Source organism: Pseudomonas sp. SWI44, from assembly GCF_002947915.1.
GTDB lineage: Bacteria > Pseudomonadota > Gammaproteobacteria > Pseudomonadales > Pseudomonadaceae > Aquipseudomonas > Aquipseudomonas taiwanensis.
Map to the genome: position 1 here is coordinate 2,076,240 of NZ_CP026674.1, position 12,853 is coordinate 2,089,092.

General features: G+C 62.6%; 11 protein-coding genes and 1 pseudogene. 4 read left to right on the forward strand and 8 right to left on the reverse strand.

Annotated features, from left to right (window positions below):
* Positions 1 to 44 precede the first annotated feature (44 nt).
* The 3 genes from hutU to hutC form a co-directional block, all read right to left on the reverse strand.
* Positions 45 to 1,724 (reverse strand): urocanate hydratase, encoded by a 1,680-nt coding sequence (gene hutU, locus C4Q26_RS09830; protein ID WP_023378292.1) that lies wholly within the window; start codon positions 1,722 to 1,724, stop codon positions 45 to 47.
* A 317-nt stretch (positions 1,725 to 2,041) separates the two neighbouring features.
* On the reverse strand, positions 2,042 to 2,620 hold the full coding sequence (locus C4Q26_RS09835; protein ID WP_023378291.1) for a HutD family protein: 579 nt from the start codon (positions 2,618 to 2,620) through the stop codon (positions 2,042 to 2,044).
* A complete protein-coding gene (gene hutC / locus C4Q26_RS09840; RefSeq protein WP_177325254.1) occupies positions 2,617 to 3,327 on the reverse strand; it encodes a histidine utilization repressor in 711 nt (236 codons plus the stop codon). The genes C4Q26_RS09835 and hutC overlap by 4 nt, the downstream gene beginning before the upstream one ends.
* 144 nt (positions 3,328 to 3,471) lie before the next feature.
* Between hutC and C4Q26_RS09845 the strand changes: the two genes are divergently transcribed.
* Positions 3,472 to 4,836: a formimidoylglutamate deiminase gene (locus C4Q26_RS09845; protein WP_023378289.1), complete on the forward strand. Its 1,365-nt coding sequence runs from the start codon at positions 3,472 to 3,474 to the stop codon at positions 4,834 to 4,836.
* A gap of 73 nt (positions 4,837 to 4,909) precedes the next feature.
* Here C4Q26_RS09845 and C4Q26_RS09850 read toward each other — a convergent pair whose 3' ends face one another.
* Positions 4,910 to 5,482, reverse strand: a complete 573-nt coding sequence (locus tag C4Q26_RS09850; RefSeq protein WP_023378288.1) for a lipocalin family protein — start codon at positions 5,480 to 5,482, stop codon at positions 4,910 to 4,912.
* Entirely contained in the window at positions 5,479 to 5,733 is a 255-nt protein-coding gene (gene bamE / locus C4Q26_RS09855; protein WP_023378287.1) for an outer membrane protein assembly factor BamE, read from the reverse strand. The genes C4Q26_RS09850 and bamE overlap by 4 nt, the downstream gene beginning before the upstream one ends.
* A gap of 226 nt (positions 5,734 to 5,959) precedes the next feature.
* Between bamE and C4Q26_RS28740 the strand changes: the two are divergent.
* Together C4Q26_RS28740 and C4Q26_RS28745 are read left to right on the forward strand one after the other, a co-directional pair.
* A pseudogene (locus C4Q26_RS28740) lies at positions 5,960 to 6,949 on the forward strand (cache domain-containing protein); the annotation flags it as partial.
* Between the two features lie 177 nt (positions 6,950 to 7,126).
* Positions 7,127 to 7,852, forward strand: coding sequence for a methyl-accepting chemotaxis protein (locus C4Q26_RS28745; protein WP_371919599.1), 726 nt, complete (start codon positions 7,127 to 7,129; stop codon positions 7,850 to 7,852).
* A gap of 63 nt (positions 7,853 to 7,915) precedes the next feature.
* On the opposite strand, the gene C4Q26_RS09865 is transcribed toward C4Q26_RS28745, so the two are convergent.
* The 3 genes from C4Q26_RS09865 to C4Q26_RS09875 form a co-directional block, all read right to left on the reverse strand.
* Positions 7,916 to 8,512: a DUF924 family protein gene (locus C4Q26_RS09865; RefSeq protein ID WP_023378285.1), complete on the reverse strand. Its 597-nt coding sequence runs from the start codon at positions 8,510 to 8,512 to the stop codon at positions 7,916 to 7,918.
* Between the two features lie 3 nt (positions 8,513 to 8,515).
* Complete coding sequence (locus C4Q26_RS09870; RefSeq protein WP_023378284.1) at positions 8,516 to 9,526, reverse strand: class 1 fructose-bisphosphatase; 1,011 nt, start codon at positions 9,524 to 9,526, stop codon at positions 8,516 to 8,518.
* A 207-nt stretch (positions 9,527 to 9,733) separates the two neighbouring features.
* Entirely contained in the window at positions 9,734 to 12,184 is a 2,451-nt protein-coding gene (locus C4Q26_RS09875) for a glycogen/starch/alpha-glucan phosphorylase (protein WP_027907930.1), read from the reverse strand.
* Between the two features lie 188 nt (positions 12,185 to 12,372).
* Between C4Q26_RS09875 and C4Q26_RS09880 the strand changes: the two genes are divergently transcribed.
* Positions 12,373 to 12,777: a YkgJ family cysteine cluster protein gene (locus C4Q26_RS09880; RefSeq protein ID WP_023378282.1), complete on the forward strand. Its 405-nt coding sequence runs from the start codon at positions 12,373 to 12,375 to the stop codon at positions 12,775 to 12,777.
* The last annotated feature ends 76 nt before the right edge of the window (positions 12,778 to 12,853 follow it).

Here is a 12,853-nt window from a genome sequence, read left to right on the forward strand (position 1 = left end):
AGCCGGCGTACCGGCCATGGTCTGCACAGCAGCCTCAGGGCCCGTCAGCCAGTGATCATCGGCAGGTTCAGCCCCTGCTCTTTGGCACAATCAATCGCAATCTGATACCCCGCATCGGCATGGCGCATCACGCCAGTGGCCGGGTCGTTGGTCAGTACGCGGGCGATACGCTCGGCGGCTTCGTCGGTACCATCGCAGACAATTACCATGCCCGAATGCTGCGAGAAGCCCATCCCCACGCCGCCACCATGGTGCAGCGACACCCAGGTGGCGCCACTGGCGGTGTTCAGCAGGGCGTTGAGCAGCGGCCAGTCGGACACCGCATCCGAGCCGTCGCGCATGGCTTCGGTTTCGCGGTTGGGGCTCGATACAGAACCCGAGTCCAGATGGTCACGGCCAATCACGATCGGTGCCGACAGTTCGCCGCTGCGTACCATTTCGTTGAACGCCAGGCCCAACTTCGCGCGCAGACCCAGGCCAACCCAGCAAATACGCGCCGGCAGGCCCTGGAAACTGATGCGTTCGCGGGCCATGTCCAGCCAGCGATGCAGGTGGGCATCGTCCGGGATCAGTTCCTTGACCTTGGCGTCGGTCTTGTAGATGTCCTCGGCGTCGCCGGACAGCGCCGCCCAGCGGAACGGGCCGATGCCCCGGCAGAACAGCGGACGGATGTAGGCCGGCACGAAGCCTGGGAAGTCGAAGGCGTTGCTCACACCCTCTTCCTTGGCCATCTGGCGGATGTTGTTGCCATAGTCGAAGGTCGGGATGCCCTGTTTCTGGAAGTCGAGCATGGCCTGGACGTGCACGGCCATGGACTGCTTGGCGGCCTTGACCACAGCGGCGGGCTCGGTCTGGGCGCGATCACGGTACTGCTCCCAGGTCCAACCGGCTGGCAGGTAGCCGTTGAGCGGGTCGTGGGCGCTGGTCTGGTCGGTGACCATGTCCGGACGTACGCCACGCTTGACCAGCTCGGGCAGGATCTCGGCGGCGTTGCCGTGCAGGGCGATGGAGATGGCCTTGCCTTCGGCGGTGTACTTGGCGATGCGCGCCAGGGCATCGTCCAGATCGGTGGCCTGCTCATCCACGTAGCGGGTCTGCAGGCGGAAGTCGATGCGGCTCTGCTGGCATTCGATGTTCAGCGAGCAGGCACCTGCCAAGGTCGCGGCCAGCGGCTGGGCGCCGCCCATGCCGCCAAGGCCGGCGGTCAGTACCCACTTGCCCTTGAGGCTGCCGTTGTAGTGCTGGCGGCCTGCTTCGACGAAGGTTTCATAGGTGCCCTGAACGATGCCCTGGCTGCCGATATAGATCCAGCTGCCAGCGGTCATCTGGCCGTACATGGCCAGGCCCTTCGCATCCAGCTCGTTGAAGTGTTCCCAGTTGGCCCAGTGCGGCACCAGGTTGGAGTTAGCGATCAGCACACGCGGGGCGTTGGCGTGGGTCTTGAACACACCGACCGGCTTGCCCGATTGCACCAGCAGGGTTTCGTCGTCATTCAGGTTGGTCAGGCTCTCGACGATCTTGTCGTAGCACGCCCAATTGCGCGCGGCGCGGCCAATACCACCGTATACCACCAACTCCTTGGGGTTCTCCGCCACTTGTGGGTCGAGGTTGTTCATCAGCATGCGCAGCGGCGCTTCGGTCAGCCAGCTTTTGGCGGTCAGCTTGTTGCCACGCGGGGCGCGGATCTCGACGTCACGGAATTTGTTCAAGTTGTTGTCAGTCACGAAAAGTGCTCCTTGAGCGATCTATCCAAACCCGACGTGATCGGCGGGCCAGTGGTGCGTTGGGTCAAACGCGAGAGGGACGGCCTATCCACTTTCGCGCACTTGGCTTTACTTGTACATACAAGCATATGCAATTGAATTGCCAAGTCACTTTTCCCAGCGCGCGACAGCGGCCCCGCGGCTGCTTGAAAGCCACGTCATTCAAGGGTTACGGGATGTGAGAAAAATCTGGGGAGGCGTTGCGGTAGAGGATTCAGGCCAAGGCGGCATTGCGCCACCCTGGGGCATTCGGTAACAAATTGTGCGATCGCAGTGCGTTACCGGGAAACGTCGCTCAGTTCGATGACACAGCACAAGCCAGTGATCGCCAGTTCCATCAGGCGCTCATTACCGCTCAGGTGCAGGCAGTCATAGCGGTCGAGGTTATCCACAGGCTGGCCACCGACACTGACTTGCAGTTGCGCCTGCCCGCTGAACACCAACACAGTGCCGGCAGCACTGAACAGCCGGGTACTGCCGTTGAACCATTGCAGGCGCGCACGGTAACGCTCGGGGGCATAGATGAGGTTGAAATCACGGATCGGCCCACCCAGCAGGTGACAACTCACCTGGCTCTGGCCATCGAAGGCGAACGCATCGAGCGGTAACAATGGCCGTGACGCGACGCCATCGACACTGAGGCGCATGCCGTCACCCTGCAGCACGGTGATGATCCGCTGGTAGCCGGCGAAGCTGGAAAATCCGCCGGATGCTTCAATGTCGGCAATGGAAAGGCGCCAGCCGAAACCGTCCAGGCCATCACCCGCATCGCGCGTGATTTCTTCGGTGAAACCGCCACCGTTCTTCCAAGGCATGCGCGGGTAGTCCCGTGCGCGTAACAACTGCAGCTGGCTCATTTGCTGAAACGTCCTTCCAGGCGATGACGGGAACCGGGGTGAATCAACCGAGCGGCGGTCACGGGCAGACGACCGGACCAAGTACGCCGACGGATCAGCAGGCAAGGCTCGCCACGCTCGATCTGCAGTAATTGGCACTCATCGGGTTCGGCGAGGATGGCCTCGACCACATGCTCGCCTTCTGTCAGTGGCGCAACCTGGGACAGGTAGGCATACGGGGTCTGCCGGGTAAAATCCTGCTTGAGGTAGTCCGGGGCGATGGCAGCGTTGACATAGCGGTCCTCGATTTGCACCGGTACGCCATTCTCGTAGTGCACGATCAGCGAGTGGAACACCCGCTGGCCTTCGCGCATGTCCAGGGCCAGCGCCCGCTCGGAACCGGCCGCCTCTTCGGCAAGGGTGATCACCTGACAGCTATGCTGGTGGCCCCGGGCGGCAATTTCGTCGGCGATGTTATGGACTTCGAACAGCGCCGAGCGGGTCTTGGGTTCGGCGACGAAGGTACCTACGCCCTGCATGCGGACCAGCAAGCCCTCTGCGGTCAGCTCGCGCAGGGCGCGGTTGATGGTCATGCGACTGAAGCCCAGTTCGCTGACCAGCTCGCTTTCCGAGGGAACCCGGTGGTGTGGCGGCCAGCTGCCGTTTTCGATCTGCTGGACGATCATCTGCTTGACCCGGGCATACAGCGGCGCCGGCCCTTCGCCCATCTGGGCGACCAGCGTGGAGACAGGAGGTGTCGGCACGGCGTTTGGTCCTTGTGCGAATTGATTGAGCGGTAGCTTGCCGGAGTTTACCCGGCAGGCAAACGGCTGTATATGTATATACAAGCTGAACAATAACAGGATCGCCACATGCCCGCCTACTTCGCCGAACGCGCCCTCCTGCCCAACGGTTGGGCTAACGATGTCCGTCTGGAGGTCGCTGTTGATGGCCACCTGACAGACGTGCAAGCCAATGCCAGCGCTGAGGGCGCCGAACGGTTGCACGGGCCGCTGTTGCCGGGCATGCCGAACTTGCACTCCCACGCATTCCAGCGCGCCATGGCAGGCCTGGCCGAGGTGGCCGGCAATCCCAACGACAGCTTCTGGACCTGGCGCGAGCTGATGTACCGGATGGTCGGCAAGATCTCGCCGGAGCAACTGCACGTCATCGCCCGCCAGCTTTACATCGAGATGCTTAAGGCCGGTTATACCTCGGTGGCCGAGTTCCACTATGTCCATCATGACCAGGCAGGAAAGGCCTACGCCGACCCCACCGAGCTGTCCCGGCGCATCAGCGCCGCCGCCACCAGCAGCGGTATCGGCCTGACCTTGCTGCCCGTGCTTTACAGCCATTCAGGCTTCGGCGGCCAGGCCCCCAATGAAGGCCAGCGCCGCTTCATCAACACCACGGAACAGTACCTGGCCCTGCAGGCACAGCTCGCCCCTGTCCTGGCGGCCCAACCCGCGCAGCAGCTCGGCCTGTGCTTCCACTCCTTGCGTGCGGTTACCCCTGGGCAGATCGACCAGGTGCTGGCAGCGACCAATCAGCAGTGCCCGGTTCACATCCACATCGCCGAACAGCAGAAAGAAGTGGATGACTGCCTGGCCTGGAGCGGCCTGCGCCCACTGCAGTGGCTGTACGAGCACGTAAGCGTCGACCCGCGCTGGTGCCTGGTACATGCCACCCACGCCATTGCCGATGAAGTGGCGGCCATGGCCCGCAGCGGTGCCGTCGCAGGCCTGTGCCTGACCACCGAAGCCAACCTGGGTGATGGCATCTTCCCGGCGGTGGATTACCTGGCTGAAGGTGGACGACTGGGCATCGGCTCGGACAGCCATGTCTCGCTGAGCGTAGTGGAAGAACTGCGCTGGCTGGAATACGGACAGCGCCTGCGGGACCAGCGGCGCAACCGCCTGCATGGTGAACGCCAGCCGATGGTGGGACGCACGCTGTATGACGCAGCGCTAAGCGGCGGGGCCCAGGCGCTGGGCCAGACCATCGGCACCCTGGAACGGGGCAAACGGGCCGACTGGCTCGTGCTCGACGGGCAGGACCCGTACATCGCCACTGCCGATGGCGACGCCATTCTGAACCGCTGGCTGTTTGCCGGTGGAGATCGTCAGGTACGGGATGTAATGGTCAATGGTCAGTGGGTAGTGCGTCAGGGGCGACATGCCCAGGAAGAGGAAAGCGCGCGGGCGTTCGCACAGGTGTTGCGGCAGCTGTTGGGATGACGTGTCGAGAAATGGCCCTTTCGCCGGCAAGCCGGCTCCTACGAGGAGCTGGATGCCGGCGAGGAGGCTGGCATCAATGCATCTGCACGATCTGCTTGTCGGCCGTGCGCCAGATCAAGCGACTGGTGTCATAACCCTGCTGCCGGGCTTTGGACAACAGGTTCTCGCGCTCCCAGGCCGGCAAGGTCGGCGTGCGCGAAAGAATCCACAGGTACTTGCGGTCCGGGCTGCCGACGATTGCCGTGCGGTAACGGTCATCTACGTACAGGATCCAGTACTCGCCCTTGGTCAGACCCGGTACCAGGCGGGTGAACCAGTTATCGAATTCCACCCATAACTTGTCGGTATGGCCTGGCTCCTGAATGTTGGCATGCCCCTCGGCGCGCAACCACTCGTCGCCCATCGTCCGGCACCGGTTGAGCACGCCATACGAGCCATCCTGCTTGAGGTTGTAATGGGCCTCTGACTGGGCACATTCGCTCTGGTAAGGCATTGGCAGTCGGGCCAGCTCGTACCACTTGCCTTGGTAACGCTTGAGGTCGACGTTGCCTGCGGTCTTTGGTGCCAGCGGGTCGTTGGCCGACGTGGCGCACCCCCCCAGCAGCATCACCAGGCACAGACCCAGCAGCAGGTGCAGACGCTTCATTTGAGACCCTGCCCTGAGTACATCAGAACCCTGTCAGCTGCGTACTGCACGCTGATGAAGCTCTTTTCGTCCCCCCAGGTGCAGCTGCTCATGCCCAGTGCGCCAGAGCACTCGGTGGGCGTGCCGAGCAGTTGCTCGACCTCGGCCTTGTTCATACCGGCCTTGAGCTTGGAATAGTTTTCCTGATTGATCTTGCTGCACGCAGTCAGGACGACGCACAAGGACAACAGGGCGAGGGAACGCAACGACATGAAGGGACACTCCTGGACAAGTAGGTGCAGGCGAGTGGCCTGCAGTGTCCTTCGACGGGAAAAACCCTCCCTGGTTCCCTGGATGCCACCCTTTACACATGCACCGTCGGTCGGCTGGCGCTGCGCAAACGATTAAGGTTTCCTTACGCCAGGTCGACACAGCGAGCGGCGCTGTGGCGGATTGCCACACCCTCTCCCTCCGACTTGCCTTGCGCAGACCGTATTCATGACCAAGAACCTGAAGTTCAGCCACAAGATTCTGCTGGCCGCCGCCCTCGTGGTAGCGGTCGCCTTCACCTGTTTCGTCCTGTTCAACGACTACCGACAACGTCAGTCGCTGCGCAGCGATACGCAAGCTACCCTGAGGGACCTGGGCAATCTGACGGCGGGCAACATCCACAACTGGCTCGACAGCCGCATCCAACTGCTCGACTCGCTGGCCCAGCAAGTCGCGCTGGACGGCCCTGGCAACGCCAGCCTCGACCGCAGCCTGTCGCTGCCGGTGTATGGCAGCAACTTCCAACTCACCTACTTCGGCGGCCAGGATGGCAGCATGCAGTCGGTACCGGTCGGCAACCGCGCCGCCGACTACGACCCTCGTGCAAGAGGCTGGTACAAGGCCGCCAGCGCCGCCAACCGGACCATCGTCACCGAACCCTACATCTCGGCATCCGCCGGTAAGCTGGTGATCACCCTGGCCACGCCGGTGCAACAGGCTGGCAAGCTGATTGGCGTCAGCGGCGTAGACACCGACCTGCAGACCATCAGCAACCTGATCAACACCCTGGACTTCGATGGCCGCGGGCATGCATTTATCGTCAACGGCGAAGGCAAGATCCTGATCCACCCCAAGGCCGAACTTGCGCTCAAGACCTTGGCCGACGTCTATCCAGGCACTCCGCCGCGCACCACCAGCGGCCTGCAGGAGGTCGAGCTGGACGGGCGCAAGCAGTTCATCAGCTTCACCCATGTCGACGGCGTACCCTCTGCTGATTGGTACGTGGCACTGGTCCTCGACCAAGACGCGGCCTTCGCCATGCTGGGCGAACTACGCACCTCGGCCATCGTCGCGACCCTGATTGCGGTGGTGGTGATCATTGGCCTGCTGAGCCTGCTGATCCGCGTGCTGATGGAGCCACTGCACTTGATGGGACGCGCGATGCATGACATCGCCGAAGGTGAAGGTGACCTGACCCGCCGCCTGACCATTCATGCTCAGGACGAATTCGGCAGCCTCGGCAAATCGTTCAACCGCTTCGTCGAGCGAATCCACGAGTCCATCCGCGAAGTCGCCTCGGCCACTGGCCAGGTCAATGCGGTAGCGGCACAGGTGGTGTCGGCCTCCAATGCCTCGATCGACAATGCCGACCAGCAGTCCAGCCGCACCAGCAGCGTGGCCGCGGCCATCAACCAGCTGGGTGCCGCGGCCCAGGAAATCGCCCAGAACGCGGCGCTGGCCTCGCAGCATTCCAGCGAAGCACGAGGCCTGGCCGAGGATGGCCACCAGGTGGTTGGTCGCACGATAGAGGTGATGAACCAGCTGTCGGCGCGCATCAGCGACTCCTGCGGCAACATCGAAACGCTGAACGCACACACCGCGAACATCGGCCAGATTCTCGATGTGATCAGCGGTATTTCCCAGCAGACCAACCTGCTGGCGCTCAACGCCGCGATCGAAGCTGCTCGCGCGGGCGAGGCCGGACGTGGTTTTGCCGTGGTGGCCGATGAGGTACGCAACCTGGCCCATCGCACCCAGGAATCGGCACAGCAGGTACAGTGCCTGATCGAAGAGCTGCAGGCCGGCGCGCAGGTGGCGGTCAGCACCATGAACCAGAGCCGACAGCACAGCGACCACAGCGTTGGCATCGCCAATCAGGCGGGTGAACGGTTGAGCAGCGTGACCCAGCGCATTGGGGAAATCGATGGCATGAACCAGTCGGTCGCGACCGCTACCGAAGAACAGACTGCCGTGGTGGAGTCGATCAACGTCGACATTACCGAGATCAATGCATTGAATCAGGAAGGCGTGCAAAACCTGCAGAGCACCTTGCGTGCCTGCACCGACCTCGAACACCAGGTGGAGCGGTTGAAACAGCTGGTGGGGAGTTTCCGGATCTGAGATGGCGGGCCGCATCGCCGGCAAACCGGCTCCTACGCGTCTTGTGGGAGCCGGCGCACGGCGCTAGAACCTGGACCCAGGCTCCAGCAGAAAGTCCATCTCTTCACTGGTGCTCGGCCGCCCCAGCACCAGGTTGCGATGCGGGAAACGCCCGAACCGGGCAATTACCCGCTGGTGCTTTTCGGCATAGTCGAGGAACCCTTCGAACAACCGGCGGTTCGCCTCCGGCTGTTCATCGAGCAGGATCTGGTAACGCTCGACGCACAGGTTCTGCCAGTCCAGCACCTCGGCATGCTCCAGCACCAGCAGCACGAACACCCGCTGAATAGGCAGCAGCTGGTAATCCCAGTCCTTCTGCAGCCCCTGCATGGCAACCACCTGGGCACGCCGGTCGCCGTCGAAGGCGCGCGGCGTGTCGCGGTAGATCATGCGCGGCAGTTGGTCCAGCAGGATCAGCAGGGCCAGCCAGCCTTGCGGGCTTTGCTGCCATTCATCGAGGCCGCCGGCCAAGGCCTGCTCGACGAGCTCGCCGAACAGCGCCTGAGCCTCGCCGTCGTGGTGTTTGCCGAACCACAACGTGCTCTTCTCGTCAGCCACGGCCTGGGGACTGGTGCCCCAACCGAACCACCACTCCAGCAACGGCTGCCAAGGTGCGAGCATGTCTTACTCCTTGTGGTAAGCGGTAACGCGCTCGACCTCTTCCTTCGAGCCCAGGATGACCGACACGCGCTGGTGCAGGCTTTCTGGCTGGATATCGAGGATGCGATCGTAACCGTTGGTGGAAGCGCCACCCGCCTGCTCGATGATGAAGGACATCGGGTTGGCTTCGTACATCAGGCGCAGCTTGCCCGGCTTGCTCGGCTCGCGCGCGTCGCGCGGGTACATGAACAGGCCACCACGGGTCAGGATGCGGTGTACGTCGGCCACCATCGAGGCGATCCAGCGCATGTTGTAGTTCTTGTTCAGCGGGCCGGTCTCGCCAGCCAGCAGTTCGCCCACGTAGCGCTGAACCGGGGCTTCCCAGTGACGCTGGTTGGACATGTTGATGGCGAACTCGGCGGTGCTTTCCGGTACGCGAATGTTTTCGTGGGTCAGGACGAAGCTGCCCAGCTCGCGGTCCAGGGTGAAGCCCTTGACGCCATTGCCCAGGGTCAGGATCAGCATGGTCTGCGGGCCATAGATGGCATAACCGGCGGCGACCTGCTGGGTACCTGGCTGCAGGAAGGCTTTTTCGTTCAGGGTTTCGTTCTGGCTCAGGTACTCGTTCGGGCAGCGCAGTACCGAGAAGATGGTGCCGACCGAGACGTTGACGTCGATGTTGGACGAGCCATCCAGCGGGTCGAAGACCAGCAGGTAAGCACCCTTGGGGTATTTGCCCGGGATCTGGTAGGCGTTGTCCATTTCCTCGGAGGCCATGCCGGCCAGGTGACCGCCCCACTCGTTGGCTTCGAGCAGGATCTCGTTGGAGATGACGTCCAGTTTCTTCTGTACTTCGCCCTGCACGTTTTCAGTGCCCATGCTACCCAGCACGCCACCCAGGGCGCCCTTGGACACGTTGTGGCTGATTTCCTTGCACGCACGCGCCACCACTTCGATCAGGAAGCGCAGATCGGCAGGGGTATTGTTGCTGCGGGTCTGCTCAATCAGATAGCGACTCAGGGTAACGCGGGACATGTATGGCTCCGAAAGGATAGGGGGAGAAAACCCCCGCAGTTTACAGGGAGTGTTCAATGCTAGCGAGCAAAGAGACTCATCTTGCTGCCTTGAGTTCAGCCACCGCCCTGCCAATGGTCGGGGCCGGTCGCCGGCAAGCCGTCTCCCGCGCGAGCTTACGGCAGGTGCCGAATAGCCGGCGATGGGCCGCGTCGCGGCCCCTTTGCATCAATCCAGCGCCTTCCAGATTTCGGTGGCGTACTCGCGTATGGTCCGGTCAGACGAGAACCAGCCCATTCGCGCCGTATTCAGTACCGCCATGCGCCACCATTCCTCCGGCTTGTGCCACAACTCCTCCACCCGTCGCTGGGCATCCCAATAGGCGTCGAAGTCGGCGCATACCAGGAACCGGTCATGGGCCACCAGGCCATCGATCAGCCCAGCGTAGCGCGAGGGGTCGTCTGGCGAGAACACCCCGCTGCGGATTGCTTGCAATACGTCGCTCAGGCGCGTGGAGGCGGCAATGGCGGCACCGGCACCGAAATCCCCGGCACGGCGCCGCGTCTCCACCTGCTGGGCGGTCAGGCCGAAGATGAACATGTTGTCGGCACCGACCTGCTCGCACATCTCCACGTTGGCGCCGTCCAGGGTCCCGATGGTCAGTGCTCCGTTGAGGCCGAACTTCATGTTGCTGGTGCCCGACGCCTCGTACCCGGCTGTGGAGATCTGCTCGGAAAGGTCTGCCGCCGGGATAATGCTTTCGGCCAGGCTGACGTTGTAGTTGGGCAGGAACACCACCTTGAGCAGCCCGCGCACGGTCGGGTCGTTGTTGACCACACGGGCGATGTCATTGGCCAGCTTTATGATCAGCTTGGCCTGGTGATAGCTGGCTGCCGCCTTGCCGGCGAAGATCTTCACCCGTGGCACCCACGCGGTACCGGGCTCGGCGCGCATCGCCTGGTACAACGCCACGGTGTGCAGCAGGTTGAGCAATTGCCGCTTGTACTCGTGGATACGCTTCACCTGCACGTCGAACAGCGCCTCGGGATTGACCGTCACCCCCAGGCGGTCCTGGATGATGCTGGCCAGCGCACGCTTGCTGTGCAGGCGCTGGGCGGCGAACTGCTTGCGGAAACTGCCTTTGTCCGCGAAAGGCACCAGATTGGCCAGGCGCCCTTCCGGGTCATCCAACAGCTCTGGCCCCAGCGCCTCGACCAGCATCGCGGTCAGCGGCGGGTTGGACTGATACAGCCAGCGGCGGAAGGTGATGCCATTGGTCTTGTTGTTGATTCGATGCGGGTAGAGCTTGTGCAGCTCAGCGAACACCGTGCTTTTCATCAGCTTGCTGTGCAGCGCCGAAACACCGTTGACGCTGTGCGAACCGAGGAACGCCAGGTTGCCCATGCGCACACGGCGGCCATTGTCCTCCTCGATCAGCGAGACCGCGCGCAGCACGTCGAAATCGTGCAGGCCTTTGGCGCGCAAGGCGTCGATATGGTAGGCGTTGATCAGATAGATGATCTGCATGTGCCGTGGCAGCATGCGCTCCATCAGGGCCACAGGCCAGGTTTCCAGTGCCTCCGGCAACAACGTGTGATTGGTGTAGGCCAGCGTGCCGACGGTCAGCTCCCAGGCCTTGTCCCAAGGCACTTCATGCTGGTCGACCAACAGCCGCATCAACTCGGCCACGGCAATCGAGGGGTGGGTATCGTTGAGCTGGATGGCGGCCGCATCAGGCAGGTTGAGGAAGTCCTTGTGCATGTTCAGGTGGCGGCGCAGCAAATCCTGCAGCGAGGCGGACACGAAGAAGTATTCCTGACGCAGCCGCAGTTCCTGGCCGGCCTCGGTGCTGTCCGCGGGGTACAGTACCCGCGAAATGCTCTCGGCCCTTGCCACTTCGGCCACCGCGCCCAGGTGGTCGCCCGCATTGAAGCGCTCCAAATGCAGCTCTTCCAGCGCCCGGGCACGCCATAGCCGCAAGGTATTGACGCTGGCGCCACGCCAGCCGACTACCGGCGTATCGTAGGCCACCGCCCGCACCGTTTCGCCCGGCCACCATACCTGGCGCTGCTGGCCATTGGCATCGTGTACCGTCTCGACGCTGCCACCGAAGCTGATCGGGTAGATGACCTCTGCCCGCTCGAACTCCCAGGGGTTGCCGAAATCCAGCCAGTTCTCGGTCTGTTCCTGCTGCCAGCCATCGACCACCGCCTGACGGAACAGGCCATGCTCGTAGCGAATGCCATAGCCATGGGCCGCGATGCCCAGGGTCGACATGCTCTCCATGAAGCACGCCGCCAACCGGCCCAGGCCACCGTTGCCCAGCGCTGCATCCGGCTCCAGCAGGCGAATCCGCTCCAGGTCCACGTCCAGCCCTTCCAAGGCTTCACGGGCAATGTCCAGCAGGCCCAGATTGCTCAGGCTGTCATACAGCAGCCGACCGATGAGGAACTCCAGGGAAAGGTAATAGACCCGTTTCTGACTGCGTCTATAGGCGCGACGGGTGTGATCCATCCAGTGTTCGACCATGTGGTCGCGGGCAGCCAGGGCGATGGCTTCGAACCAGTCATGGTCGAAAGCGTGCTCTGGGTCCTTGCCGACCGCATAGGTCAGTTTGGCCAGTACAGCGGCACGGAACTCGGCCACCTCGGCGTCACGTGCTTTGGGTTCCTGGGACATGCGGCATCCTCGGGCAAGTTGACGAAAGCGGAGGGAGAGTGTTGAGACTAGACCCTTCGACAAGGAGTGACAGCACCTGTTCGCAGTTTTCATGCCCGCTTTACGATTCCGGCAAAAGGTTGTTCACAATTTGAACAACTCCGGTATGATCGCGCGCCCCAAGACCGTGATTCACCTCTTAAAAAACGATGAAAACGACCCTGATTGCCGCGGCCGAAGTAGACCGCCTGGAAACCTGGCAGCGCTATGCCAGCCACATGTGCGGGGGCTGCCATTCGACCTGCTGCACCCTGCCGGTTGAAGTGAAGATCAAAGACTTGATCCGCATCGGCGTGGTAGACGAGTTCGAGAAGGACGAGCCGCCGAAGAACATCGCCAAACGCCTGCAGAAAGACGGCATCATCGAGCGTTTCAACCAGAAGTCAGGCATTTTCACCCTGACGCGGATGAGCAACGACGATTGCCTCTATCTGGATCGCAAGAGCCGGCTGTGCACCATTTATGACAAGCGACCGGATACCTGCCGGAACCATCCGAAGGTCGGGCCTCGCCCGGGGTACTGCGCCTACAAGCCCAAGGCCACAACCCGCTGATCGCCTGCCTGCCCTGTTCTCTCAGGAACAGCAGGCAAACAAAAACGCCCCCGGCCTTTCGACCGGGGGCGTTTTC

What these genes read in the sequence shown, in the direction of transcription:
- C4Q26_RS09875 (WP_027907930.1), bottom strand. Translation starts at nt 12,184, where the DNA reads ATGTCCCAGGAACCCAAAGCACGTGACGCCGAGGTGGCCGAGTTCCGT.
- bamE (WP_023378287.1), bottom strand. Translation starts at nt 5,733, where the DNA reads ATGTCGTTGCGTTCCCTCGCCCTGTTGTCCTTGTGCGTCGTCCTGACT.
- C4Q26_RS09850 (WP_023378288.1), bottom strand. Translation starts at nt 5,482, where the DNA reads ATGAAGCGTCTGCACCTGCTGCTGGGTCTGTGCCTGGTGATGCTGCTG.
- C4Q26_RS09880 (WP_023378282.1), top strand. Translation starts at nt 12,373, where the DNA reads ATGAAAACGACCCTGATTGCCGCGGCCGAAGTAGACCGCCTGGAAACC.
- hutC (WP_177325254.1), bottom strand. Translation starts at nt 3,327, where the DNA reads ATGGGCGAAGGGCCGGCGCCGCTGTATGCCCGGGTCAAGCAGATGATC.
- C4Q26_RS09865 (WP_023378285.1), bottom strand. Translation starts at nt 8,512, where the DNA reads ATGCTCGCACCTTGGCAGCCGTTGCTGGAGTGGTGGTTCGGTTGGGGC.
- C4Q26_RS09835 (WP_023378291.1), bottom strand. Translation starts at nt 2,620, where the DNA reads ATGAGCCAGCTGCAGTTGTTACGCGCACGGGACTACCCGCGCATGCCT.
- C4Q26_RS09870 (WP_023378284.1), bottom strand. Translation starts at nt 9,526, where the DNA reads ATGTCCCGCGTTACCCTGAGTCGCTATCTGATTGAGCAGACCCGCAGC.
- C4Q26_RS09845 (WP_023378289.1), top strand. Translation starts at nt 3,472, where the DNA reads ATGCCCGCCTACTTCGCCGAACGCGCCCTCCTGCCCAACGGTTGGGCT.